Genomic DNA, 23,364 nt, shown 5'->3' on the forward strand with positions numbered 1-23,364 from the left:
GTTTTTCCTCCGTCATGCCCGGCCGCGCCAGCACGCGTTCTCGCTGGATTTCAGGTGGCGCGGTGACGACGACGACCTTGTCGACGCGGCCACGACCGCCGGTTTCGAACAGCAGGGGGATGTCGAGGACGGCGATCGGCGTGCCTGATTTACGATGCCTGACCAGGAAGGCATCGGCGTCGGCGCGCACCAGCGGATGGATGATCGCCTCGAGCCGCTTCAGCGCGGCGGCGTCACCGAGCACACGCGCGCCAAGTTTGGTGCGGTCAACCACTCCGGCAAATGTGGTGCCAGGAAAGGCCGCCTCGACCAAAGGTGCTGCCTTGCCGGCATAGAGGCGATGCACCACCTCGTCGGAATCGTGAACCGGCACGCCGGCCTCGGCGAACATCTTGGCCGTGGTCGACTTGCCCATGCCGATGGAGCCGGTGAGGCCGAGCACGATCATGGCTTCGGCACCAGATCGGCAACGATGAGCGCGCGCAGTTCGGCCGTGACCTGCGGCCTGACACCGAACCAGCGTTCGAAGCCGGGCACGGCCTGATGCAGCAGCATGCCGAGGCCGTCGACCGTCTTCAGCTTTCTCGCGCGCGCCGCCGCAAGCAGCGGCGTTTCCAGCGGCACATAGACGATGTCGGTGACGATGGCGTGGTCCGGCAGCAAAGCGGGATCGGCCGACAGGCCCTCATTGCCGTGCATGCCGAGGGCCGTGGTGTTGATCAGCAGGCCGGCATCGCCAAGCAATTCGCTGGTCACCGCCATGCCATGCGCCGAAACGCCGGCGCCGAAACGATCGCGCAATTCTATAGCCCGGGCCAGCGTGCGGTTGACGATGCGGATGTCGGCAACGCCGCGCTCCTTCAGCGCATGGATGACCGCGCGCGACGCGCCGCCGGCGCCAAGCACGACCGCCGGGCCCTCGCTCGCCCAGCCCGGCGCATGATCATCGAGATTGGCGGCAAAGCCGTGCGCGTCGGTGTTGCCGCCCCACAGGACTCCGTCTTCGAACCACAGCGTGTTGACGGCGCCGATTTCTTCGGCCGCCTGGTCGCGGCGTTCGGCCAGTGCGAAAGCCGCCTCCTTGTGCGGGATGGTGACGTTGCCGCCGCGGTAGCCGTTTGCCTGCAGCGTCTTAACGAAATCGGCAAAGTTTTCCGGCGCGACATCGATGGCCTGGTAGCTGCCGTCGATGCCATGTCTGGCCAGCCAGTGGCCATGGATCTTCGGCGAGCGCGAATGCTTGACCGGATGGCCGGTGACGAAGGCCTTCTTGGTCGCGTCAGCCATCGATGGCTCCCAGCGTGCGCAGTTCGGCCAGCAACGGTAACAGCGGCAGGCCGACAATGGTGAAATGATCGCCCTCGATCTTGTCGAACAGCTGGATGCCTTCGCCCTCGATCTGGTAGGCACCGACGCTCGACAGCGCCTTGGCGCCTACGCGGGCGAGGTGGCGGCCGATGAAGGCGGGGTCGAGCTTGCGCATGGTCATCGAGGCGATGCCGACATGACGCCACAAAACCATGCCGTCGCGAACCAGCACCGCGGCGCTGTTGAGCTGATGGGTCTTGCCGGAGAGTGCCAGAAGATGACGGCGAGCGCCTTCCCTATCGGCCGGTTTGTGGAACACCTCGTCGCCGAGCGACAGCGTCTGGTCGCAGCCCAGCACCAGGGCGCCCGGCTTGCGCTCGCTGACTTCGGTGGCCTTCGCTTCGGCCAGCACCAGGGCAACATCCTCGGGCGAGACACCGCTGTCCTGCAGAGGCGCCTCGAGTGCACGCTCGTCGACATCGGCCGGAACCGCCTCGACGTCGACGCCGGCACTGACGAGCATTGCCTTGCGGAACGGACTGCCCGAAGCGAGGATGATTTTCTCGGTCATGGTTCGTGCGCCTGATTACCCGTCCAGTTGCCGTCGGGATGTTCATCCAAGTAGAAAACCGTTGCGCCCGTCGGGCACTGTAACTTTCAAGCGACGTAGCGGTGGGGTGTTGGCGACGCGCGGCGGCTCCAATTATCGGTTCTTTCCCCGCAGGGCAACGATCGCCGCTGCCGTTTCCTCGATCGAGCGACGGCTGACGTCGATCATCGGCCAGCCATGGCGCGTGCAGATCTGGCGGGCGTAGGCGAGCTCTTCGGTAATGGCGGCGCGGTCGATATAGTCTGATGCCTCATAAGAGCTGCTGTTGCCGAGGATGCGGTTTTGCCGGACGTGCGAGATGCGCTCGGCGGTGGCGATCAACCCGACGATCAGCGGCGTCTTGGCGTTGACCAGGCTTTCCGGCACCGGCACGCCGAGCACGATCGGGATGTTGGCGGTCTTGATGCCACGGTTGGCGAGATAGATGCTGGTTGGCGTCTTCGACGTCCGCGAGATACCGATCAGCACGACATCGGCATCGTCCATATTGAGCGGCAGCTGGCCGTCATCATGGTCCATGGTGAAATTGAGCGCATCGATGCGACGGAAATATTCAGCATCGAGCACGTGCTGGGCGCCTACGCGCCGGCCGGCCGGCGTGCCGAGATAGGATTGGAACACGGTCAGCACCGGCTCCAGCACCGACACACAGGGCAGGCCCATGGTCGCACACCGCTCGTCGATGCCGCGTGCCAGCTTCTGGTCGACGACCGTATAGAGGATGATGCCGGGCTCCTCCTCGATGTCCTCGAACACTTTCGCCACCTGCTTTTCGGTGCGGATGAGCGGATAGATGTGCTCGATGGCACGCGCATCCTTGTACTGCGCCGAAGCCGCCCGGCCGGCGGCGAGCAGCGTTTCGCCGGTCGCGTCGGAAATCAGGTGCAGGTGGAAGAAGCTCTGGGGTTTGTTCACAGGGGGTCACCTGGGGCTGTGGGCTTCTGTGGATAAAGCGGGATGAAAAGACGGGTCGGTCGGAGGCGACTGTATCAGATGGCAGTTTGTCCACAATTCGATGCGCTGTCAGCTTCGTCGGGCGGCTGGGGACAAGTTTGGGGACCGGTTTTCTTGCCCTGCTTCTGTCCACAGGGCCGGTTTTTCCCGGAGCATCCTAAGGCTTTGACTCCAGTAGCGGATTCCAAACTATCCCCAGAGCCCTACATCCGGGAGAAAGAAGCGCGCGACAATATGCTTGCTGGTGTTTTTCGGGGCAAAGCGGGACAGGTGACAACCACCACAACCAACAGACTCTTAGAATCAGAAGAATCTTAGATATAAGAATCTTTAAGATTATAGAGGGCTGGGAGAGGCGAGCGTTCGATGCCCAAAAGCCGGATCATACTGGACGTCCTCAAGGGCGAAGCGGTGTTTCCGCCTCCGCTCTGGATGATGCGTCAGGCCGGGCGCTATCTGCCGGAGTATCGTGAAACCCGCAGACGAGCCGGGTCCTTCCTCGATCTCTGCTATGATCCCGACCTTGCCGTCGAAGTGACCTTGCAGCCGATCGAGCGCTTCGGTTTCGACGCCTCGATCCTGTTTTCCGATATCCTTGTCGTTCCGCATGCGCTTGGCCGCGACGTCCGCTTCGAAGAGGGGCGAGGGCCGCTGCTGACGCCGATCACGGCGCAGGAGATCTTGGCTCTGGAAAGCAAGGTGTTTCACGTGAATCTCGAACCGGTCTACGAGACGGTTCGCCGCTTGCGGGCAAGATTGCCCGACGAGACAACGCTGATCGGCTTCTGCGGCGCGCCGTGGACGGTGGCGACCTACATGATCGCCGGCCATGGCACGCCCGACCAGGCGCCGGCGCGGCTGTTTGCCTATCGCGAGCCGGCGGCGTTCCAGCACCTGCTGAAAGTGCTTGCCGATCATTCGGCCGCCTATCTCATCCGCCAGATCGAAGCGGGTGCGGATGTGGTGCAGATTTTCGATTCCTGGTCCGGCGTGCTCGATGACGCCTCCTTTGACCTGTTCTGCGTGCAGCCGGTGGCGGAGATCGTGCGTCAGGTTAGAGCCGTCTATCCCGATGTTCCGATCATCGGCTTTCCCAAGGGCGCCGGCGCCCGCTACCAGACCTATCGCCAGAAGACCGGCGTGACGGGTCTGGGGATCGACTGGACGGTGCCCCTGGAGGCGGCGAAGGATTTGCAGCGCTCCGGTGCGGTTCAGGGCAACCTCGATCCCTTGCGCCTCGTGGCTGGCGGCAAGGCGCTGTCCGATGGCATCGACGCGATCCTGAAAGCGCTGGGCGAGGGGCCGCTGATTTTCAATCTCGGCCACGGCATCACGCCGGAGACGCCGATCGCCCATGTCGAGGCGATGGTGAAACAGGTGAGGAGCGCGACACGCTGATGGCTGAGATGAACAACACGAACAGCACTGGCCAGGCGATGATGCGCATGACGATCGGTATCGCCGTGCTGGTTGTTCTCACCGCGCTTTTGTATTTCGCAGCACCCGACAGCTTCTATCCCTGGGCCAAGGCGATCCACATCCTCGCCGTCATCTCATGGATGGCCGGTATGCTCTATCTGCCGCGGCTGCTGGTCTACCACGCCGATGCCGAGAAGGGCTCGGTGCAGTCGGAGACCTTCAAGGTGATGGAGCGGCGCCTGCTGCGCGGCATCATCAATCCGGCGATGATCGTCACCTGGGTGTTCGGCCTGTGGCTTGCCTGGAAAGGCTTTGGTTTCGAGGGTGGCTGGCTGCACGCCAAGATCGGTGCGGTGCTTTTGCTGTCCGCCGTTCACGGCTATCTGGCTGGTGCGGTGCGCAAATTCGCCGAGGATCGCAATGAAAAGCCCGCCAAGCACTGGCGGATCGTCAACGAGATCCCCACATTGCTGATGATCGCGATCGTGATCCTGGTTGTCGTCAAGCCGTTCTAGGCCTTTATCGGTCCCGCAAAACGCAGCTTGCTCTTTCACCCGACCGACGATAAAAGACGGGTCTTCCTTCCCGTCATGCGCCGCCCCTCATTGCTTTCGGCCGCGCCCGGCATTTGTCGCATCCCGCCGATATTTTCCCAAAGCTTACCCAGACTCCATCTATTCAAGGTCCGTCTATGCAAGAAATGAAACTCGCCGAGTTCAAAAACAAGAAACCACCAGAGTTGATCGCTTATGCCGAATCGCTCGAGGTCGAAAACGCCAGCGTCATGCGCAAGCAAGAGCTGATGTTCGCGATCCTGAAGAAACTGGCCGCACAGGACGTCGAGATCATCGGCGACGGTGTGGTCGAGGTGCTGCAGGATGGTTTTGGTTTCCTGCGCTCAGCCAACGCCAACTATCTGCCAGGTCCCGACGACATCTACATTTCGCCGTCGCAGATCCGGCGCTTTTCGCTGAAGACCGGCGATACGGTCGAAGGGCCGATCCGCAGCCCGAAAGAGGGCGAGCGCTATTTCGCGCTGCTCAAGGTCAACACGATCAATTTCGACGATCCCGAAAAGATCCGCCACAAGATCCACTTCGACAATCTGACGCCGCTCTATCCGACCTCGCGGCTGAAGATGGAAATGGAGGTTCCGACCTCCAAGGACATCTCGGCCCGCGTCATCGACCTGGTGGCGCCGCTCGGCAAGGGCCAACGCGCTTTGATCGTGGCGCAGCCGCGCACCGGCAAGACGGTGCTTTTGCAGAACATCGCCCACTCGATCACCACCAACCATCCCGAATGCTATCTGATCGTGCTTCTGATCGACGAGCGGCCGGAAGAAGTGACCGACATGCAGCGCTCGGTGAAGGGCGAGGTCGTCTCCTCGACCTTCGACGAACCGGCGGTGCGCCACGTGCAGGTTGCTGAAATGGTCATCGAGAAGGCCAAGCGCTTGGTCGAACATGGCCGCGACGTCGTCATCCTGCTCGATTCGATCACCCGTCTCGGCCGCGCCTACAACACGGTGGTGCCGTCATCCGGCAAGGTGCTGACCGGCGGTGTCGACGCCAACGCGCTGCAGCGCCCGAAGCGCTTCTTCGGCGCTGCCCGTAACATCGAGGAAGGTGGTTCGCTGACCATCATCGCCACCGCGCTGATCGATACCGGCAGCCGCATGGACGAAGTCATCTTCGAAGAGTTCAAGGGCACCGGCAATTCGGAAATCGTGCTCGACCGCAAGGTCGCCGACAAGCGCATCTATCCGGCCATGGATATCCTCAAGTCCGGCACCCGCAAGGAAGACCTGCTGGTTGCCCGCCAGGACCTGCAGAAGATCTTCGTGCTGCGCCGCATCCTGGCGCCGATGGGAACGACCGACGCGATCGAGTTCCTGATCGACAAGCTGAAGCAGACCAAGACCAATGCGGACTTCTTCGATTCGATGAACACGTAACGGTCAGGCCGAAACTTTCCGGCCTATGCATTGAAACCCCATTCCGGGAAACCGGGATGGGGTTTTTCATTGCCGGGGTCAGGTCGCATTCCCGATATCGAGCGGCCGTATGCGGCGGCGAATGATTTCGCCCTCATGCAAAGCTGACGTCTTCGAATGGGAAGCAGCGACGTGAAGAAGACAATCCCGACCCTGGTCGGCTTTTCGGCCATCCTGACATGGTCGTTCCTGGCGTTGCTTTCGACTGCCGCGGGCCCGATCCCGCCCTTTCAGCTGGCAGCCATGACCTTCCTGCTCGGAGCGCTCGTCGGCGCGAGCAGCTGGATTGTCCGCCCGGCCGCGATCCGGTCACTGCGGCAGCCATGGCCGGTCTGGGCGATCGGAACGGCGGGACTGTGCATCTACCACTGCGCCTACTTCTTCGCGATTCAGTCGGCGCCGCCGGTCGAGGTCAGCCTGATCGCCTATCTCTGGCCGCTGCTGATCGTCGTCTTCGCCGCCTTCCTGCCCGGTGAAAGGCTGAGGGTTCATCACGTCGTGGGCGTTGTTCTCGGGCTTGCCGGCGCCATCGTCGTGATCACCAAGGGCGGCGATGTCGGGCTGGCCAATGGGGTGATGAAGGGCCATGTCATCGCTCTGTTCTGCGCCTTCATCTGGGCCGGTTATTCGGTCCTGTCGCGCCGCTTCGGCCAGGTGCCGACCGATGTCGTGGCCGGATATTGTTTCATCACGGCGGCGGTCGCTTTCGCGCTGCACCTGACCCTCGAGACCACGATCTGGCCGCAGACGCCGACGCAGTGGATGGCTATCGTTATTCTGGGCACGATCCCTCTGGGAGCCGGCTTCTACGCTTGGGATTTTGGCTGCAAGCACGGGGACATCATGATCCTCGGCGCCCTGTCCTACGCCGCACCGTTGTTTTCGGTGATCGTGCTGCTGTTGGCAGGGTTTGGCGTGTTCCATTGGTCGGTGGCGCTCGCTTGCGTGCTGATCACGATCGGCGCGGTCATCGCCGCCAAGGATTTGCTGTTCAAGCCGAGCCAAGTCGCGTCTTCGGCCGAGGCGTTCCCCTCGCCAGCGCAAGGCGACGCATCCTGAGCTATTGGCGGCGCAGAAGGCGCTCCAACTCTTCCGGATCCGTCACTGGGGGAAGGCAAACCTGCCCCGTACATAACCATGCACCCGCTCTGTCGGTCGGTGGCAGGCTTCCGCCGGGCAGCAAGGGTCGATTCGCTACCGTACCGATCGGCACGATGATGTCGACGCGACACGGGTTCGGGTATCGATTCGCAACCGGAACAAGTTTTGGATCGTCCAGCGCATCGACGATGACCAGTTTGAGCGGCTCGATTGCCAGCGCGCAGGCGTTGACGATGCCGGCCTGGCCATAGGCCTGGTGCGCCGCGCGGCCGGCGGCGTGCTCGGCGATTTGCCAGGCTCTTTCCTGCAGCTCGAGATCGCCGGTGACGGACGCCAGCCGGACCAGCGCCTCGATAATCCGGCCGGTGGCGGAAGGGATGGCTTCGTCGACATCGCCCCTGATGCGGATCGGCACATCGGCGCAGTCCGACGCGCTCAGGTAATAGCCTGTCTTCTCGGCGTCGGCGTGCCAATGGTCGAGCTGCCCGATGAACTTGCCGGCTTGGTCGACATAGCTCCAATCCCCGGTGGCCTCGAACAGCGATACCGCTGCATTGGCCATGGCGGCGTAGTCGCTGGACAGAGCAGGGAACAATGTCCTGGCGCCAAGCATCGAATGCGGCAAGCGGCCATCGCGGCTGGCAGAGCTGATATGGGTGAAAGCTTTTGCCGCGGCGTCGATCCAGTCAGGCCGCGATAGCGACCGGCCGGCCTCGGCAAGGGCTGCGATCATCTGGCCGTTCCAGTCAGTGAGGGCCTTGCCGTCGCGCCCGGGCCTCACACGATGCTCTCTGGCCGCCAGAAGTTTCGCTTTCAGCGGGACGAGTTGATCGCGATCGATAACGCTTTGGGATTGCTGGGATCTTGTTTGATGGACAACCGGTTTTCCTTCCCAGCCATGTGGGCTGGAGAGCGCGAAGTGTTTGAAAAACAAGGAGGACTCGTCGCCGAGAACAGCTTCGATTTCGTCCCGGCTCCAGGTGTAGAACAGCCCTTCCTCACCGTCGCTGTCGGCGTCGAGGCTGGCGGCGAAGGCGCCGCCGTCGACGCGCATTTCGCGCAGCAGCCAGTCGACCGTCTCTTCGATTCGCACCCGGAACAGTTCATTGCCGCCTGCCGCATAGGCCCAGTTGCAGAAGCGGATGAGCTGCGCATTGTCGTAGAGCATCTTTTCGAAATGCGGCACCAGCCATTCGGCATCGGTCGAGTAGCGGCTGAGCCCGCCGCCAATATGATCGTAGATGCCGCCGCTCACCATCTGTTCGAGGCTGATGAGGACGTCGTCGCGATGGCTGGCGTTGCCGTCGCGCAGCCAGGACAGCCAGAGTGTCAACATGAACGGCGCATTGGGGAATTTCGGCGCGCCGCTTAAGCCCCCTAGATCGCGGTCGATCATGCCGTCGATGCCCTTGGCCAGTTCCGCCAGCGTGTCGCGATCGAGCCCTGTTTTCGCATGCGAGCCGGCGAGCCGTGCCTCGACATGTGTCGTCAGGCCGTCGGCGCTCTGGTTGAGGCTCGCCCGCTTCTCGCGCCAGGCCTTGTCCACCGCCTCCATCACCTGGATGAAACCAGGACGACCATAGCGCGGCTCGCGCGGGAAATAGGTGCCGCCCCAGAACGGCTTGCCGTCCGGGGTCAGGAACATGGTCAGTGGCCAGCCGCCTTGCTCGCCCATGGCGGATAGCGCCGCCATGTAGATCTGGTCGATGTCAGGGCGCTCCTCGCGGTCGACCTTGATATTGACGAACAGACGGTTCATGACGGCGGCGACGTCAGCGTTCTCGAAGCTTTCATGCGCCATGACATGGCACCAATGGCAGGCGGCATAGCCGACCGAAAGCAGGATCGGCCTGTCCAGCGCCTTTGCCTCCTCAAGCGAAGCCGGCGACCAGGCCCGCCAGTGGACGGGATTGCCGCTGTGCTGCTGCAGATAGGGGCTGGCCTCCTGGGCAAGCAGGTTTTGCGCGGGTAGCGTCACGATGGGTAAACTCGGTTGGGGTTACCGTATGGGCGCGAAGCTAGGGTGGTTCGGTAGAGCGGGCAAATGATTTCAGGCGATTCGATCGTTGCATTGTCGAGCGGCCGGCTTCCGGCCGGCGTCGCCGTCATCCGCATTTCGGGCCTGCAGACTCGATTCGTAGTCGAAACGATCGCCGGCACTATGGTTAAGGACCGCGCGGCGGTTTTGCGCAGGCTGCGGGCGCCCGATGGAACCGTACTGGATAACGGCCTGGTCGTCTTCTTTCCCGGGCCGGCCAGTTTTACGGGTGAAGATGTCGCGGAGTTCCACGTTCACGGCGGACGTGCCGTGGTGGCCAGGATGCTGGAGACGATCACTGGTTTTGACGGCGTCAGGCACGCGGAACCAGGCGAATTCACCCGCCGCGCCTTTCTCAACGGCAAAGTCGATCTGGTCGAGACCGAGGCGCTGGCGGATCTCGTCAACGCCGAAACCGAGGCGCAGCGGCGTTTTGCTGTCCAAAATGCCGAAGGCGTTCAGAGCGAACTCTACCTCGGCTGGCGCCGCAGGCTGGTCCATGCCCGCGCCATGATCGAGGCGGAGATCGATTTTGCCGATGAGGACGATGTCCCCGGTTCCGTTTCGGATACGGTTTGGTCCGACGTCCGGATAATGATCGATGAGATCCACCGACACATCGCCGGGTTTCGCGCCGCCGAGATCATTCGCGATGGATTCGAGGTCGTCATCCTTGGTGCGCCCAACGCTGGTAAGTCGAGTCTGTTCAACGCCCTGGCGCGGCGGGATGCCGCTATAGTAACGGATGAGCCCGGCACGACGCGGGATCTGCTTGAAGTGACACTTGATCTTCAGGGGCTGCGGGTCAGGCTTACGGATACGGCCGGGCTGCGCGATGCGCCGGGCAAGGTCGAGGCGATCGGCATCGAGAAGGCGAAGGCCAAGGCGCATGGTGCCGATCTCTTGCTGCTGCTGGAGGACGTTGCGGACCCCAGGGACATCGGGTCGCTGCCGACGGAGGCGCCGGCCTTGCGCGTCGGCACCAAGCTCGATCTGCTGGAGAGCCGTGCTGCAAACGAAGCGGCTGGCGATTATGATCTTGTCATCTCGGTGAAGAATGGGGCCGGCGTGGAAGAACTGCTGGCGGAAATCGGCCGGCGTGCGGCGGAGGCGGCCGGTAGCGTCGGCGATGTTCTGCCCTCACGCCTGCGCCACGTCGAATTGCTTGGCGCGGCAAACAGCCATCTGCTTCGTGCCATTGACGACAGGACTGTCGGACAGGAATTGCGCGCCGAGGAGTTGCGGCTCGCTGCCGATCGCCTGGGCCGAATCGTTGGCGCCATTGACGTCGAGGACATGCTGGACGTGATCTTTTCGCAGTTCTGCATCGGGAAATGACTCACGTGAAACAGTGGCTTGCTGGGAGGAACCACGACGTCGTCATCCTCGGGCCTCCGAGACGGAGCTTCGCTCCTGCTCCGCCCGTGGATGACGAGGTTTCGTCTGGGCCACCGCGCTGCGCCGCCTGCGTGACTCACGTGAAACGCGTCAGGCGGCCCCGGTGACTCACGTGAAACATGGAGCTGACAGCCCGCACGGTTGTTTCACGTGAAACGACTCGCGGAGTTTTCTTGACAGCATCGCCCTGCAGGGACATGTGTCCCTCATTCATTGAGTCTAGGAAGTTTGTGATGACCAATCACTATGATGTGGTTGTGGTGGGCGGCGGCCACGCGGGTTGCGAGGCGGCCAGTGCTGCTGCGCGCGCCGGTGCCAGGACTGCACTGGTGACGCTACGCTTTGATACGATCGGTGTCATGTCGTGCAATCCGGCGATCGGCGGGCTCGGCAAGGGTCATCTGGTGCGCGAGATCGATGCCATGGACGGCCTGATGGGCCGGGTAGCCGACGCTGCCGGCATTCAGTTCCGTCTGCTCAACCGCCGCAAGGGTCCGGCGGTGCGCGGCCCCCGCACGCAGGCCGACAGGAAGCTCTATCGCCTTGCCATGCAAGAAGCGATTCGGCAGCAGAACGATCTCGACGTCGTCGAAGGCGAGGTTCTGGACTTCGAGATCGTCGCCGGCCGGATCGCGGCTGTTCTCCTGGCTGACGGCAGGCGGCTTGCCTGTGGCGCGGTCGTTCTGACGACTGGGACCTTCCTGCGCGGGCTTATTCACATCGGCGAGAAAAAGATTGTCGCCGGCCGCATGAACGAGCAGGCCAGCCTTGGCCTGTCGGCAACGATGGACCGGGCGGGCTTCAAGCTCGGACGGCTGAAGACCGGCACGCCACCTCGGCTCGATGGCCGGACCATCGATTGGGCGTCGCTGGAAAAACAGGCCGCCGATGAATATCCGGTGCCGTTCTCACTGATGACCGACCGCATCGAGACGCCGCAGATCGAGTGCGGCATCACGCGGACCACTACGGCAACTCATGATTTGATCCGCGCCAATCTCCGCCGCTCGGCCATGTATTCCGGTTCGATCGAAGGGGTCGGGCCGCGCTATTGCCCGTCGATCGAGGACAAGATCGTCAAGTTCGGCGATCGGGATGGACACCAGATCTTTCTGGAGCCGGAAGGGTTGGACGACGACACCGTCTATCCCAATGGGATTTCGACCTCGCTGCCTGAGGATGTGCAGCTTGATATCCTGAAAACCATTCCCGGGCTCGAACGCGCAACCATGCTGCAGCCCGGCTATGCCATTGAATATGATCATGTCGATCCGCGCGAGCTGCATCAGACCCTGGAGACGAAGCGCATTAGTGGCCTCTTCCTCGCCGGGCAGATCAATGGCACGACCGGCTATGAAGAAGCGGCCGGGCAGGGCCTGCTCGCCGGCCTCAATGCGGCGCGGCGGGCGGCAGGCAGCGAGCAGATCGTGCTCAGCCGCACCGAGGCCTATATCGGGGTGATGGTCGACGATTTGACCAGCCGCGGCATCAGCGAACCCTACCGGATGTTCACCTCGCGGGCTGAGTTCCGACTCTCGCTGCGCGCCGACAATGCCGATGAGCGGCTGACGCCATTGGCGGCGAAACTGGGCATCGCCTCGACGCGGCGGATGCGGCGCTACGAGCATGTCATGCAGCATCTCGATGAGGCGCGAGAACTGGCGAAGTCGCTCACCCTGACCCCCAATGAAGCGGCGCGTCATGGGCTGGAGATCAACCGGGATGGCGTGCGCCGGTCCGGCTATGAATTGCTGTCCTATCCCGACGTCGATGTGGCCTGGCTGGCTCGTATCGATTCGCGGTTCGCGGAAATCGACGGCAAGACGGCGGAACGTCTCGAAACGGAAGCGAAATATTCGGTCTATCTCGATCGCCAAAGGACGGATGTGGCGCAAATCCGGCATGAAGAGAGCCGCTTGATCCCTGAGGCGGTCGATTTCGCCGGCGTGCCGGGACTGTCGAACGAGTTGAAGCAGAAGATGCAGGTACGGCGGCCGCGCTCGATCGCCGATGCCCAGCGCATGGAAGGCATGACACCGGCGGCGCTGGCGATCATTGTCGCGCATGTCCGCCATGCAGAGAGCGCCCAGCGCCCACAAAAGGATGTTGCGTGAGTTCTATGTCCCTAGAGAGTCTGCAGGATGCGGCGGGCCCGGTTTCACGTGAAACATTCGATCGGCTGATGGCGTTCGAGCAGATGTTCCAGAAATGGAACCGCAGCATCAATCTTGTGGCGCAGTCGACGTCGGGCGATGTCTGGCAGCGCCACATCCTCGACAGCGCGCAGCTCGGGCGCATAGAGCCGACCGCCACACGCTGGGTGGATTTCGGCTCGGGCGGCGGATTCCCCGGCCTCGTCATGGCTTTTCTGCTTGCCGAGCGCGACGGCGCCAGCATCGATCTGGTTGAAAGCAATCGCAAAAAAGCATCCTTCCTGCAGACCGTGGTCGGACAGTTCAGCCTGCCGGCGCGGGTCGTGGCGCGCCGCATCGACGACAGCCATGCGCTTGTTTCGACACCGCAAATCGTCACGGCGCGAGCGCTGGCCTCGCTTTCGACCTTGTTGGACCTGTCGGCGCCCTGGCTGACGTCGGGCGCGCGCGGCCTGTTCCACAAAGGCCGGGATTACCGCGCCGAAGTGCAAGAAAGCGTTCACCGATGGTCCTTCGATCTGGTAGAACATCCAAGTGTGACCGACCCTCATGGGGTCATCCTTGAATTGTCGAACCTGCGACCTGTCTGATCTGCGACCTTTCAGACCATTTGGCGACCCAAAATGAACTTCTGGCATAGACCCATGATGAAGAATGGCCCCCGAATCATCACCGTAGCCAACCAAAAGGGCGGCGTCGGCAAGACCACTACCGCCATCAATCTGGCGACCGCGCTGGCCGCGATCGGCGAAAAGGTGCTGATCGTCGATCTCGATCCGCAAGGCAATGCCAGCACCGGCCTTGGCATTGACCGCAAGGATCGGACGGTCTCGTCCTATGACGTGCTGACCGGCGAGCTGGAGCTGGAAGCCGCGGCCATCCCGACGGCTGTGCCTGGCCTGTCGATCGTGCCGTCGACGCTCGATCTGCTCGGCATCGAAATGGAGATCGCCTCCGCACCCGACCGTGTGCTCAAGCTGCGCAATGCGCTTCGCGCCGCAACCGCCCGTGGGGCGCCGTTCGGCTATGTGCTGATCGACTGCCCGCCGTCGCTCAACCTTTTGACTTTGAATTCCATGGCGGCAGCCGATTCTGTTCTTGTGCCGCTGCAATGCGAATTCTTCGCGCTCGAAGGTCTCAGCCAATTGCTGGAAACGGTCGAGCAGGTGCGCCGTTCGATCAATCCGGATCTCACCATCCAGGGCATCGTGCTGACCATGTATGACGGCCGCAACAATCTCGCCAACCAGGTGGTGCAGGATGTGCGGGCGCATATGGGCGACAAGGTCTACGAGACCATCATTCCGCGCAATGTTCGGGTGTCCGAGGCGCCGTCTTACGGCAAGCCGGCGATCCTCTACGACCTGAAATGCTCGGGTAGCCAGGCCTATCTGCAACTGGCGTCGGAAGTGATCCGCCGTGAGCGCAAGTTACGCGCTGCTTAATAGACCGTCCACACAGTTAAAAGCCGATTCGATACCGAAACGATCCGGGACTTTGGAATAAAAATGAGCGAAGACCTTTCGAGAAAGAGACTGGGCCGTGGACTGGCAGCGCTGATCGGCGAGATTGATCGCCCAGTAGCACCCGAAAAGCCGGGTATGAGCGCCGACGGCAAGGTGCCGATCGAGTTCCTGACGCCAAATCCGAAAAATCCGCGCCGGCATTTCGGCGACGCCGATCTGACCGATCTTGCGCAGTCGATCCGCGAGCATGGCGTCGTCCAGCCGGTGGTGGCGCGGCCTTCGCCGACACAGGCCGGCCGCTACGAGATCATCGCCGGCGAGCGCCGCTGGCGCGCGGCGCAGCGTGCCGGGCTGTCCGAGATCCCGGTCATTATCCGCGAGGTCAACGACCGCACCGCGCTCGAGCTGGCAATCATCGAGAACGTCCAGCGCACTGATCTTAACGCGGTCGAGGAAGCGCTTGGCTACCAGCAGCTGATCGACGATCACGGCTACACCCAAGCCGATCTCGGCCAGGTGATCGGCAAGAGCCGCAGCCATGTCGCCAACACGCTACGCCTGCTGAAGCTGCCCGACGTGATCCGCGACATGCTGGTCGACGGCGCACTGTCTGCGGGCCACGCCCGCACGCTGGTGACGGCCGAGGATCCGGCCGGCCTTGCCAAGCGCATCGTCGAAGAGGGGCTTTCGGTGCGGCAAGCCGAAGCGCTGGCGCAGATGCCGGCCGGCAGCAGCAGTGCGAAGGAAGCCAAGCCTGCGCCAAGCCCGGAGCAAAAGGACGCCGACACGCTGGCGCTGGAAAAGCTGCTGACCGACACGATCGGCATGATCGTATCGGTGGATCACAAGGGCAAGGGCGGCGTCCTGCGGGTTTCGTATCGGTCGCTGGAGCAGCTGGATGAGCTGTGCCGGCGGCTAAAGCAGGAGCGGTAGTTAGCCGGCGAATTATCTTCAAGTCGGAGATTGATTTGGCGCATATGGAAAGGGCTGGCCGTTGGGCGGCCTTTTTCCTTTGTGGCAATGGTGATTGGCGAAATCGGCGAAGCCGCGAATCCCCTCGAGAGGGGAGATTGGGCGCGCTGCCCCAGCCTCGCGCTCTCAACCGCGATCCCGAGCACCGCCTGTCGCCAGCCCTGGCGCTCGCGGCTTGACAGTGCCAGGCAACGGCGTAACCTATATTACATATGGCTTAAATTATGTGCCCTAGCGTGCCGGTCAGTCGAGGCAAGGGCTATTTGCCGTTCCTACAATAGTCGTGAAATGGCACCGCCTTGCCAAAGCGATATGCCGACGCGCCTGACGCAAGTGGGAGGTGCAAATGGCAGTCCGTTGGCAATTGTCCGGAAGTTACTTCGAAAATTGTAGCTGCGATGTCGTATGTCCTTGCCTGCTGTCCACCAACGCGCAGCTGACATCGAAGCCGACGAGAGGTGTTTGCGACGTCGGTTTGGTCTTTCATATCGATACGGGCAACTACGGCGACGTTCGATTGGATGGGCTCAGTGTCGCGATGGTTGCTCACACGCCGGGTCCGATGGCAAACGGCAATTGGACGGCCGCCGCCTATATCGACGAACGGGCCGATGACAGGCAAACAGAGGCGCTAGGTGCCATCTTCACTGGCGCCGCGGGCGGCCCGATGGCGGTGCTGGCGCCCATGATTGGCACGAACCTTGGCGCCAAGAAGGTGCCGATAAGCTACCGGATAGACGGCAAGAAGCGGTCGGCGGAGATCGCGGGCGTCATGCAGATGGCGGTCGAGCCGCTGCCGACAATGCGCGAGGACGGGCAGATGTGGGCGGCCACCGGCCATCCTATCAATCCCGACTGGCTCGCCCTGGCGATGGGGGCGGAAGGCAGTACATTCAGCGACCATGGCATGAGCTGGGACAATTCCCGCCGAAACGGACATTACGCCCCGATCAATTGGTCTGGCCAGCAGTAGCCGTTGGCCGCATAGTACGAAACGACCCGTCCATGGCGCCGACGTTGCAGCGATACATAATTCTCGCGCTGCTGATCGCTATCGCTGCGGCGGCGTGGACCCTGCTTATCTGGGAGCAGATGGGCATGGACGTGGACATGCGCATGGAAATGTACGCACTCACCATGGGCATGAAGGCGCCGCTGTTTCTTGCCGTCTGGATGATCATGATGATTGCCATGATGTTTCCGACGGCCGCGCCCATGATCCTGACGTTTCACCAGGTCCAGGCCGGCAAACAGGGCCGGGGCGAGACCTTTGTCTCGAGCTGGGTGTTCGTGGCCGGGTACATGCTGGTTTGGGGCGTGATGGGCGTTATCGCCTTTGCCGGGGCGGCGGGTGCGGAGATGCTTGCCGGGCGTGTGGGATTGTCCACGGCGACGGCCGCGCGTATCGGCGGCGCGCTGCTGATGATCGGGGGCGCCTATCAACTCTCCCCACTGAAAGATCTATGTCTGGCCAAATGCCGCACGCCGATTGGCTTCATCCTGACCTCATGGCGCGATGGTTACTGGGGTGCGGTTCGCATGGGCCTGGAGCATGGACTTTTTTGCCTGGGCTGCTGCTGGCTTTTGTTTCTCGCCCTCTTTCCTCTCGGGATCATGAACGTCGCCGCAATGGCCGTGGTCACCTTGCTAATCTTTGCGGAAAAGACCCTCCCGTCAGGAGGTGGGATCGCAAAGGTGTCGGGTATCGCTCTGCTTCTTTATGGCGCGGCGGTACTGGTCTTTCCACAGGCGCTGCCAACCTTTCAGCCGGTGGGCGCCATTACAATGAATTGACGAATGGAGCCAGCGGCTCGGCGCCGAAAGGAGGAGGATCGCTCTCCTACCGCTGCGCCAGCCTGCTGCTCTCGACCGCTATCCCCAGCAGTGCCTGCCGTGCCAGCGCCACGGAAAGATCCGGTCGCCTCCGCGTCTGCAGCACCGCCGTCTGCAGCCGGGTCAGCGCGCGGCTGAGCGCGTCGGTGCTCCAGCGCTCCAGGGCCTTCTCGACCAGCTTACGACGAGAGAAAAACACCGGCGGCCGAGCGGCGGCGACGACCGAGGCGGCGCTTCGATTGCCTGAGTCCATCTGGCCGCGCATGACTTGGATCTGCTGCAACTGCCGCATCGCCGAGGACAGCACCAGGAAGGGCTGGCCGCCCGACTGGCAATGGCGGCTAAAGGCGGTGTCGAAGTCGCCGATCTTGCCTTCGAGAAGCGCATCGACGGCGTCATCGAAGGAGGCGCCGGACACGTCGCCCGACATCGCCTTGACCTCCTCCAGCCCGATCTCGTTCTGGCCATGGGCGTAGAGAATGAGTTTTTCTATCTCACCGCGCGAGGCCAGCCGGTCGCCGCCGAGATTGCGGCGCAGCGCCTGCCTCGCCTCCATGGTCATCGACATGCCGGCCTTGCGCAGTTCATCGTCGATGACCGCGTCGATGTCGCGGGCTTCATCGGCATAGCACGGTAGCGCCATGGCAGTGTCCGCCGCCTCGACGATGGCGCGCAGCCCGACGCCCTTCTTGAGATCGCCGGCCTCGATCAGGATGATCGCGTCTCGCGCGGGCTCCGCCGTCAGCGCCTTGACGTCGTCGGCCAGCGCCTTCTGGCCGCTGGCATTGCGCACCCAAAGCAGGCGCCGGTCGGAGAACATCGGCACGGTGCGGGCTTCGTCAAGCAGCCGGCCCTCGTCGCGATCGACCTCCGACCCCTCGAGCCGGACCACCGAGAACGGGTCGTCGAGCGGCAGGCCGGTCTTTTCGGCAAAGGCCTTCGCCCGCTCGGAGACGAGGCCGCGATCGGGGCCGTAAAGCAGGACAATGGAGATGCGCTGGTCCGGCCGCGCCAACCACCCATCGACCTCGTAAGCTTTCTTCTGTGCCATGGCGGGTTGGTTAGCATGATGCGGGGGCGGGGTGAAATGGTGGAGTGCGTGATCTCCCCCCCTCGAGGAGGAGATGGCCGCAGGCCAGAGGGGGTCGGTTCGATTGGATGCGACCTGCTTGCGGCAGATGGAGGCCGGCGCTTCATGCGCGGCCACCCCCTCTGTTGCCTTCGGCGACATCTCCCCCACGAGGGGGGAGATACCGCCGCTTTCGCCAACTTACCTTATCTTCCGGCAAACCCGGCCCAACCTTCTCCCTAATTGCGCGCGACCGCCCAACATCGACGAGAAATTTCGCGGACATATCTTCATCTTGGTGCTGGGGAGGCTGGATCGGCCGGCGCGACCGGACCGAGGTCCGCAGGCTTGCCCGACGAATTCGCACTGGTCTGGCCGCGCAGATATGCAAATATCTGTTCCAGGCAACATTGGAGGACAAAGGTCATGGCCGATGCTGGGATGTTGCGTTTTCACGTTCCGGAGCCGGAAGTGCGGCCGGGCGGAACGCCTGACTTTTCCAATGTGCCGATCCCGAAGGCCGGCTCGGTGCCGCGCCCCGAGATTGATGTCGATCCGCGCACCATCCGCGATCATGCCTTCTCGATCATCCGGGTGCTGAACCGCAATGGCGAAGCCGTCGGCCCTTGGGCCGGACTGCTGTCCAGCGACGAGCTTTTGGCCGGCCTGCGCCATATGATGACGCTCAGGACCTTCGATGCGCGCATGCAGATGGCGCAGCGGCAGGGCAAGACCTCGTTCTACATGCAGCATCTGGGAGAAGAGGCGGTGGCTTGCGCCTTCCGCAAGGCGCTTGAACCCGGCGACATGAACTTTCCGACCTATCGCCAGGCCGGGCTGCTCATCGCCGACGGCTACCCGATGGTCACAATGATGAACCAGATCTATTCCAACGAGGCCGATCCGCTGAAGGGCCGGCAATTGCCGATCATGTATTCGTCGAAGGAGCACGGCTTCTTCTCGATCTCCGGCAATCTGGCGACGCAGTATATCCAGGCGGTCGGCTGGGCGATGGCTTCGGCGATCAGCAATGATTCGAAGATCGCCGCCGCCTGGATCGGCGATGGCTCGACCGCCGAATCCGACTTTCATTCGGCGCTGGTGTTCGCCTCCACCTACAAGGCGCCGGTGGTGCTCAATGTCGTCAACAACCAGTGGGCGATCTCGACTTTCCAGGGCATTGCGCGCGGCGGTTCGGGCACGTTCGCGGCAAGAGGCCTCGGCTTCGGCATCCCGTCATTGCGCGTCGACGGCAATGACTATCTCGCCGTCCATGCGGTCGCCAAATGGGCGGCGGAGCGGGCGCGCAGCAATCTCGGGCCGACGCTGGTCGAATATGTCACCTACCGTGCCGGCGCGCATTCGAGCTCGGATGATCCGTCCGCCTACCGGCCAAAGACCGAATCCGACGCCTGGCCGCTCGGCGACCCGATCGTGCGGCTGAAGAACCATCTGATAGGGCTCGGTGTCTGGTCGGACGAGCGGCACGCGCAGGCCGAGGCGGAAATCCTCGACACAGTGATCGCGGCACAAAAGGAAGCCGAAAGCCACGGCACGCTGCATGCCGGAGGCAAGCCGTCGACGCGCGACATGTTCGAGGGCCTCTACGCCGAAATGCCGCCGCATCTGCGGCGCCAGCGCCAGCAGGCGGGAGTCTGAGCCATGCCGAGACGGACCATGATCGAGGCCATCCGCGACGCCATGGATGTGTCGATGGGGCGCGACAGCAAAGTTGTCGTGTTCGGCGAGGATGTCGGCTTCTTCGGCGGCGTCTTCCGCTGCACGCAGGGCCTGCAGGCCAAATACGGCAAGAGCCGCTGCTTCGACGCGCCGATCAACGAATCCGGCATTGTCGGCTCGGCCATCGGCATGGCCGCCTATGGCTTGAAGCCGTGCGTGGAAATTCAGTTTGCCGACTATATGTATCCGGCTTACGACCAGCTGACCCAGGAAGCGGCGCGGCTGCGCTATCGCTCCAACGGCGATTTCACCTGCCCGATCGTGGTGCGGATGCCGACCGGCGGTGGCATCTTCGGCGGCCAGACGCACAGCCAGAGCCCGGAAGCGCTGTTCACCCATGTGTCGGGGTTGAAGACGGTGGTGCCGTCCAATCCGCATGACGCCAAGGGGCTGCTGATCGCGGCCATCGAAGATCCGGATCCGGTGATCTTCCTTGAGCCGAAGCGGCTCTACAACGGTCCCTTCGACGGCCATCACGACCGGCCGGTAACGCCATGGTCGAAGCATGAGCTCGGCGAAGTCGCCGACGGCCACTACACCGTGCCGCTCGGCAAGGCGGCGATCCGCCGGGCGGGCTCAGCGATCACCGTGCTGGCCTACGGCACCATGGTCTATGTCGCGCAGGCCGCGGTCGAGGAAACTGGCATCGATGCCGAGATCATCGATCTCAGGACGCTTCTGCCGCTCGACCTCGATACGATCGTCGCCTCGGTCAAGAAGACCGGGCGCTGCGTCATCGTGCACGAGGCGACGCTGACGTCGGGCTTCGGCGCCGAGCTGTCGGCCTTGGTGCAGGAAAATTGTTTCTACCATCTGGAGGCGCCAGTGGCGCGGGTCGCCGGCTGGGACACGCCCTATCCGCATGCGCAGGAATGGGACTATTTCCCCGGTCCCGCGCGCGTCGGCCGCGCTTTGCTTGAAACCATGGGAGCCTGACATGGGTGAACACATCATCAAGCTGCCCGATGTCGGCGAAGGTGTCGCCGAGGCCGAGCTCGTCGAATGGCACGTCAAGATCGGCGACATCGTGCGCGAGGACACCGTGCTTGCCGCCGTCATGACCGACAAGGCAACGGTCGAAATCCCGTCGCCGGTCGATGGCGAAATCCTGTGGCTGGGCGCCGAGATCGGCGACACGGTGGCGATCGGTTCGCCCATCGTGCGGCTGAAGGTGGCGGGCGAGGGCAATGCGAAGCCGCAAAGCGGCGCAGCGGAAGCGGTGGCCGCCGAGCCTCCGGCAAAACTCCCGACCCCGAAACCCGAGGCTGCCGCGCCGCCGGTTGTGAAGACATCGCCAAAGAGCGACGAGCCAAAGGCGAAACCGGCGGCCCCATCGGCCGTTTCGAAAAGCACGGCGCAGCCGTCCGTCTCCGGCGCGCCGCGTCCTGAAGGCGAAAGACCGCTGGCCTCGCCGGCGGTTCGTCTGAGGGCAAAAGAGGCGGGCATCGATCTCAGGCAGGTTGCGGGATCCGGTCCGGCCGGCCGCATCGGCCACGAGGATATCGAGGCTTTCCTGGCGCGCGGTCCGCAGGTCGCCAAGGCATCCGGCCTCGCCCGTAACGATGCGGTACAGGACATCAAGGTGGTGGGCTTGCGGCGCAAGATCGCCGAGAAGATGTCGCTGTCCAAATCGCGCATCCCGCACATCACCTATGTCGAGGAGATCGACGTCACCGCGCTCGAGGAATTGCGCGCCGCGCTCAACAAGGAGAAGCGTCCGGGCGTGGAGCGGCCGAAGCTGACGCTGCTGCCGTTCCTGATGCGGGCGATGGTCAAGGCGATATCGGACCAGCCCAATCTCAATTCGCTGTTCGACGACGAGGCCGGAATCATCCACCAGCATGGCGGCATCCATATCGGCATTGCCGCGCAGACGCCGTCGGGGCTGGTGGTGCCGGTGGTCAAGCATGCCGAGGCGCGCGACATCTGGGATTGCGGCGCCGAGGTTATCAGGCTGGCCGAGGCGGCCAAGTCCGGCACGGCGACACGTGACGAGCTGTCCGGCTCGACCATCACCATCACCTCGCTCGGCGCCATGGGCGGCGTGGCGACGACGCCGGTCATCAACCATCCGGAAGTGGCGATCATCGGCGTCAACAAGATGATGGTGCGGCCGGTGTGGGACGGCACCCAGTTCATCCCGCGCAAGATGATGAACCTGTCCTCCAGTTTCGACCATCGCGTCATCGACGGCTGGAACGCGGCGGTGTTCATCCAGCGCATCAAGACGCTGCTGGAAACGCCGGCGCTGATTTTCGTGGATTGATGCGATGAGAGCCGTCGCAAAGACCCCCTCACCCGGATTGCCAACCGAATTGCAAAGGCAATTCGGGGCAATCCGACCTCTCCCCGAGGGGAGAGGAGGTCGCCGGCGCCAAAGCTCGTCTCTTCTCCCCAGCGGGGAGAAGGTGGACGCGAAGCGGCCGGATGAGGGGGCCTTCCTCACCAGAAAGAGCGAGCCAAGATGAAAGAAATCTCCTGCAAGCTGCTCGTCATCGGCGCCGGTCCCGGTGGTTACGTCTGCGCCATCCGCGCCGGACAGCTCGGCGTCGACACGGTGATCGTCGAAGCCGGCAAACCGGGCGGCACCTGCCTCAATGTCGGCTGCATCCCGTCCAAGGCGCTGATCCATGCGGCCGAGGAGTTCGAGAAGGTCTCGCACATGGAAGGCGGCAATAGCCCGCTCGGCATTTCGGTCACCGCACCCACGCTCGACCTCGCCCGAACCGTCGCCTGGAAGGACGGCATTGTCAGCCGGCTCAACAGTGGCGTTGCCGGTCTGCTCAAGAAGGCCGGCGTCAAGACCGTGCATGGTTGGGCAATGTTTCGCGACGGCAAGACCGTCGCGGTCGAGACCGAGACGGGAAGCCAAGTGATCCGGGCCGAGACGATTGTCATCGCCACCGGTTCGGCGCCGGTGGACCTTTCGTTCATGCCCTTTGGCGGTCCGGTGATTTCCTCCACGGAGGCGCTGGCGCTGAACGAAGTGCCGCAAAAACTCGCCGTCGTCGGTGGCGGCTATATCGGGCTGGAACTCGGCATGGCTTTCGTGAAAATGGGCGCTGGGTGACAGTGGTCGAGGCCTTGCCGCGCGTGCTGGCGCAGTATGACGCCGAGTTGACGCGGCCGGTGGTCAAGCGGCTCAACGCACTGGGCGTCGAGGTGATGCTGGGTGCCAAGGCCAAGGGGCTGTCGACCAAAGGCGATGCGCTGCTGGTCGAGACCTCAGACGGCAAGAACGCCAAGGTCGCCGCGGACAGGATCCTGGTGACGGTCGGCCGCAAGCCGGTGACCGAAGGCTGGGGGC

20 protein-coding genes and 1 pseudogene are annotated in these 23,364 nt (G+C 63.1%); 15 read left to right on the forward strand and 6 right to left on the reverse strand.

Annotation, left to right across the window (positions count from 1 at the left end; genetic code table 11):
* The 4 genes from coaE to EN935_RS01860 form a co-directional block, all read right to left on the reverse strand.
* Positions 1–448: dephospho-CoA kinase (gene coaE / locus EN935_RS01845; protein ID WP_127373142.1), on the reverse strand; the 448-nt coding region annotated here is incomplete at its 3' end.
* Positions 445–1,287: a shikimate dehydrogenase gene (locus EN935_RS01850; RefSeq protein WP_127262308.1), complete on the reverse strand. Its 843-nt coding sequence runs from the start codon at positions 1,285–1,287 to the stop codon at positions 445–447. The genes coaE and EN935_RS01850, both read right to left, overlap by 4 nt.
* Entirely contained in the window at positions 1,280–1,879 is a 600-nt protein-coding gene (locus EN935_RS01855; protein WP_127262309.1) for a Maf-like protein, read from the reverse strand. The genes EN935_RS01850 and EN935_RS01855 overlap by 8 nt, the downstream gene beginning before the upstream one ends.
* Positions 1,880–2,011: 132 nt before the next feature.
* Entirely contained in the window at positions 2,012–2,833 is an 822-nt protein-coding gene (locus tag EN935_RS01860) for a pyruvate, water dikinase regulatory protein (RefSeq protein ID WP_109663575.1), read from the reverse strand.
* Between the two features lie 405 nt (positions 2,834–3,238).
* Between EN935_RS01860 and hemE the strand changes: the two genes are divergently transcribed.
* From hemE to EN935_RS01880, 4 genes are all read left to right on the forward strand, one after another.
* Positions 3,239–4,270 (forward strand): uroporphyrinogen decarboxylase, encoded by a 1,032-nt coding sequence (gene hemE, locus EN935_RS01865; RefSeq protein WP_127262310.1) that lies wholly within the window; start codon positions 3,239–3,241, stop codon positions 4,268–4,270.
* Complete coding sequence (gene hemJ / locus EN935_RS01870; protein WP_127262311.1) at positions 4,270–4,806, forward strand: protoporphyrinogen oxidase HemJ; 537 nt, start codon at positions 4,270–4,272, stop codon at positions 4,804–4,806. The genes hemE and hemJ overlap by 1 nt, the downstream gene beginning before the upstream one ends.
* A 176-nt stretch (positions 4,807–4,982) precedes the next feature.
* Positions 4,983–6,248 carry a transcription termination factor Rho gene (rho, locus tag EN935_RS01875; protein WP_109663581.1) on the forward strand — a complete coding sequence of 422 codons (1,266 nt, stop codon included), beginning with the start codon at positions 4,983–4,985 and terminating at the stop codon, positions 6,246–6,248.
* Between the two features lie 171 nt (positions 6,249–6,419).
* Positions 6,420–7,346, forward strand: coding sequence for an EamA family transporter (locus tag EN935_RS01880; protein ID WP_245468606.1), 927 nt, complete (start codon positions 6,420–6,422; stop codon positions 7,344–7,346).
* Position 7,347: 1 nt separating this feature from the next.
* Here the strand turns inward: EN935_RS01880 and EN935_RS01885 are convergent, their stop codons facing one another.
* Positions 7,348–9,366: a thioredoxin domain-containing protein gene (locus tag EN935_RS01885; protein WP_127262313.1), complete on the reverse strand. Its 2,019-nt coding sequence runs from the start codon at positions 9,364–9,366 to the stop codon at positions 7,348–7,350.
* Between the two features lie 66 nt (positions 9,367–9,432).
* Here EN935_RS01885 and mnmE point away from each other — a divergent pair, with 66 nt between their 5' ends.
* From mnmE to EN935_RS01920, 7 genes are all read left to right on the forward strand, one after another.
* On the forward strand, positions 9,433–10,764 hold the full coding sequence (gene mnmE / locus EN935_RS01890; RefSeq protein ID WP_127262314.1) for a tRNA uridine-5-carboxymethylaminomethyl(34) synthesis GTPase MnmE: 1,332 nt from the start codon (positions 9,433–9,435) through the stop codon (positions 10,762–10,764).
* A gap of 293 nt (positions 10,765–11,057) precedes the next feature.
* On the forward strand, positions 11,058–12,938 hold the full coding sequence (gene mnmG, locus EN935_RS01895; protein WP_127373143.1) for a tRNA uridine-5-carboxymethylaminomethyl(34) synthesis enzyme MnmG: 1,881 nt from the start codon (positions 11,058–11,060) through the stop codon (positions 12,936–12,938).
* A complete protein-coding gene (gene rsmG, locus EN935_RS01900) occupies positions 12,935–13,567 on the forward strand; it encodes a 16S rRNA (guanine(527)-N(7))-methyltransferase RsmG (protein ID WP_127262316.1) in 633 nt (210 codons plus the stop codon). Before mnmG ends, rsmG begins: the two co-directional genes overlap by 4 nt.
* A gap of 54 nt (positions 13,568–13,621) precedes the next feature.
* Complete coding sequence (locus EN935_RS01905) at positions 13,622–14,422, forward strand: ParA family protein (protein ID WP_109663593.1); 801 nt, start codon at positions 13,622–13,624, stop codon at positions 14,420–14,422.
* 63 nt (positions 14,423–14,485) lie between these two features.
* The gene (locus EN935_RS01910) at positions 14,486–15,376 is read left to right on the forward strand and encodes a ParB/RepB/Spo0J family partition protein (RefSeq protein ID WP_127262317.1); all 891 of its coding nucleotides are present in this window, start codon (positions 14,486–14,488) and stop codon (positions 15,374–15,376) included.
* A 385-nt stretch (positions 15,377–15,761) separates the two neighbouring features.
* The gene (locus tag EN935_RS01915; protein WP_109663597.1) at positions 15,762–16,388 is read left to right on the forward strand and encodes a DUF1326 domain-containing protein; all 627 of its coding nucleotides are present in this window, start codon (positions 15,762–15,764) and stop codon (positions 16,386–16,388) included.
* Between the two features lie 32 nt (positions 16,389–16,420).
* A complete protein-coding gene (locus tag EN935_RS01920; RefSeq protein ID WP_127262318.1) occupies positions 16,421–17,209 on the forward strand; it encodes a DUF2182 domain-containing protein in 789 nt (262 codons plus the stop codon).
* Between the two features lie 46 nt (positions 17,210–17,255).
* On the opposite strand, the gene holA is transcribed toward EN935_RS01920, so the two are convergent.
* Positions 17,256–18,299 (reverse strand): DNA polymerase III subunit delta, encoded by a 1,044-nt coding sequence (gene holA / locus EN935_RS01925; RefSeq protein WP_109663602.1) that lies wholly within the window; start codon positions 18,297–18,299, stop codon positions 17,256–17,258.
* Between the two features lie 444 nt (positions 18,300–18,743).
* Here holA and EN935_RS01930 point away from each other — a divergent pair, with 444 nt between their 5' ends.
* The 4 genes and pseudogenes from EN935_RS01930 to EN935_RS01945 form a co-directional block, all read left to right on the forward strand.
* Complete coding sequence (locus EN935_RS01930) at positions 18,744–19,976, forward strand: 3-methyl-2-oxobutanoate dehydrogenase (2-methylpropanoyl-transferring) subunit alpha (protein WP_109663604.1); 1,233 nt, start codon at positions 18,744–18,746, stop codon at positions 19,974–19,976.
* A 3-nt stretch (positions 19,977–19,979) separates the two neighbouring features.
* Entirely contained in the window at positions 19,980–20,993 is a 1,014-nt protein-coding gene (locus tag EN935_RS01935) for an alpha-ketoacid dehydrogenase subunit beta (protein WP_109663606.1), read from the forward strand.
* 1 nt (position 20,994) lies between these two features.
* Positions 20,995–22,323 (forward strand): dihydrolipoamide acetyltransferase family protein, encoded by a 1,329-nt coding sequence (locus EN935_RS01940; RefSeq protein WP_127262319.1) that lies wholly within the window; start codon positions 20,995–20,997, stop codon positions 22,321–22,323.
* 198 nt (positions 22,324–22,521) lie between these two features.
* Positions 22,522–23,364 (forward strand): annotated as a pseudogene (locus EN935_RS01945) (FAD-dependent oxidoreductase); the annotation flags it as partial.

The sequence above is a fragment of the Mesorhizobium sp. M7D.F.Ca.US.004.03.1.1 genome, assembly GCF_003998635.1.
Taxonomy (GTDB): Bacteria; Pseudomonadota; Alphaproteobacteria; order Rhizobiales; family Rhizobiaceae; genus Mesorhizobium; species Mesorhizobium loti.

Excerpts from the sequence above, each read along its gene's own strand:
- EN935_RS01850 (WP_127262308.1), bottom strand. The coding sequence starts at position 1,287 with ATGGCTGACGCGACCAAGAAGGCCTTCGTCACCGGCCATCCGGTCAAG.
- holA (WP_109663602.1), bottom strand. The coding sequence starts at position 18,299 with ATGGCACAGAAGAAAGCTTACGAGGTCGATGGGTGGTTGGCGCGGCCG.
- EN935_RS01935 (WP_109663606.1), top strand. The coding sequence starts at position 19,980 with ATGCCGAGACGGACCATGATCGAGGCCATCCGCGACGCCATGGATGTG.
- mnmG (WP_127373143.1), top strand. The coding sequence starts at position 11,058 with ATGACCAATCACTATGATGTGGTTGTGGTGGGCGGCGGCCACGCGGGT.
- hemJ (WP_127262311.1), top strand. The coding sequence starts at position 4,270 with ATGGCTGAGATGAACAACACGAACAGCACTGGCCAGGCGATGATGCGC.
- mnmE (WP_127262314.1), top strand. The coding sequence starts at position 9,433 with ATGATTTCAGGCGATTCGATCGTTGCATTGTCGAGCGGCCGGCTTCCG.
- EN935_RS01855 (WP_127262309.1), bottom strand. The coding sequence starts at position 1,879 with ATGACCGAGAAAATCATCCTCGCTTCGGGCAGTCCGTTCCGCAAGGCA.
- EN935_RS01910 (WP_127262317.1), top strand. The coding sequence starts at position 14,486 with ATGAGCGAAGACCTTTCGAGAAAGAGACTGGGCCGTGGACTGGCAGCG.
- EN935_RS01905 (WP_109663593.1), top strand. The coding sequence starts at position 13,622 with ATGATGAAGAATGGCCCCCGAATCATCACCGTAGCCAACCAAAAGGGC.
- EN935_RS01940 (WP_127262319.1), top strand. The coding sequence starts at position 20,995 with ATGGGTGAACACATCATCAAGCTGCCCGATGTCGGCGAAGGTGTCGCC.
- EN935_RS01915 (WP_109663597.1), top strand. The coding sequence starts at position 15,762 with ATGGCAGTCCGTTGGCAATTGTCCGGAAGTTACTTCGAAAATTGTAGC.
- rho (WP_109663581.1), top strand. The coding sequence starts at position 4,983 with ATGCAAGAAATGAAACTCGCCGAGTTCAAAAACAAGAAACCACCAGAG.
- EN935_RS01920 (WP_127262318.1), top strand. The coding sequence starts at position 16,421 with ATGGCGCCGACGTTGCAGCGATACATAATTCTCGCGCTGCTGATCGCT.
- hemE (WP_127262310.1), top strand. The coding sequence starts at position 3,239 with ATGCCCAAAAGCCGGATCATACTGGACGTCCTCAAGGGCGAAGCGGTG.
- EN935_RS01930 (WP_109663604.1), top strand. The coding sequence starts at position 18,744 with ATGGCCGATGCTGGGATGTTGCGTTTTCACGTTCCGGAGCCGGAAGTG.